Origin of the sequence: Protofrankia sp. CiT1 (assembly GCF_917627335.1) — a bacterium.
Taxonomy (GTDB): domain Bacteria; phylum Actinomycetota; class Actinomycetes; order Frankiales; family Frankiaceae; genus Protofrankia.
This window is the reverse complement of sequence record NZ_CAKJTP010000284.1, coordinates 1-1319: the sequence shown is the minus strand read 5'-3', so window position 1 is coordinate 1319 and position 1319 is coordinate 1. Positions and strand designations below refer to the sequence as shown.

At 65.2% G+C, this 1319-nt stretch carries 1 protein-coding gene; it reads right to left on the bottom strand.

From position 1 onward, the window contains the following. Positions 1 to 84 precede the first annotated feature (84 nt). Entirely contained in the window at positions 85 to 1230 is a 1146-nt protein-coding gene (locus tag MJ785_RS21555; protein WP_370653029.1) for an RNA-guided endonuclease InsQ/TnpB family protein, read from the bottom strand. Positions 1231 to 1319 lie beyond the last annotated feature (89 nt).

Sequence of the window (1319 nt, the reverse complement as noted above, 5' to 3'; positions counted from 1 at the left end):
TTGACATCCTCCCCGGCCTTCAGGCCGGGGATTCCCACACCTCGCGGTGCAGGTTCCTGCTTCATCAACGGACGCCTCCTCGCTCTAGGAGCGGGGTGGTCTCACTCCGTCTCCGCAGGCGGACACCGCGAGCCCCGCGGCCAGAATGTTCTTCGCTGCGTTGACGTCCCGGTCGTGGACCGTGCCACAGGAGCGGCACGCCCATTCCCGGATGTTCAGCGGCAGGGATTCGACCAGCGTCCCGCAGGACGAGCAGGTCTTCGATGACGGATACCAGCGGTCGATCGCGATGACCTTCCGGCCATACCAGCCAGCCTTGTACTCCAGCATGGTCCGCAGGTCCCGCCAGCCCGCATCCGAGATCGCGCGGGCGAGTGAGCGGTTGCGGGCCATGTTCCGGACTGTGAGATCCTCGATGACCACCGTTTGGTTCTCGCGGATGATCCTCGTGGACAGCTTGTGGAGATGATCCCGGCGCCGATCGGCGATACGCCCGTGAATCTGGGCGACCTTCAGCCGGGCCTTCGCCCGGTTCGCCGAGCCCTTCTCCTTGCGGGCCAGTTCCCGCTGGGCGCGGGCGAGCCTGGCTCGATCCTGCTTCTCGTGCCGCGGGTTGGACATCTTCTCCCCGGTCGACAGCGTGATCAGCGAGGTGATCCCCGCGTCGACTCCAACGCGGCCCGGCGAAGTCGGCAGGGTGGCGATGGTTTCCTCGACCAGGATCGAGATGTGGTACTGCCCCCGGCTGTTGCGTGACACCGTGACCTGCGATGGAACCGCACCGTTGGGCAATGGACGGGACCAGACGATGGTCAGCGGCTGGTCCTGCTTCGCCAGCGTGATCTGACCGTTCCGGTAGCTGAAGCAGTTCCGGAAGTAGGTCGCCGCATCGACCGTCTTGCCCTTCTTTTTGAACTTCGGGTAGCCGGACCGCTTCTCCCAGAAGTTCACATAGGCGGTTTGGAGGTTGCGCAGTGTGGCCTGGAGTGGGCCTTTCGACGGTTCGGCGAGCCACTCCGTTCCCGACTCCCGCTTCCAGCCAGTGAGCATCTTGTCGGTCTCGGCGTGAGTGACCCGCCGCTGCTCCTGAAACCAAGCTCGATGCCGTTCGGCGAGCGCCCGGTTGTAGACGTAGCGGACGCAGCCGAAGGTGCTCGCGAGCTGGGCGGCCTGATCGGGAGTCGGATAGAGGCGGTAGCGGTACGCCCGCTTCACCACCCGCAATCCCATGCGTGACAGCATAGCACGCTAGTCTGCCACTCTGCTGTTGATGCGCTAACCCCGCCCTGAAGGACGGGGCCTGCGCGCTACGCCCCATG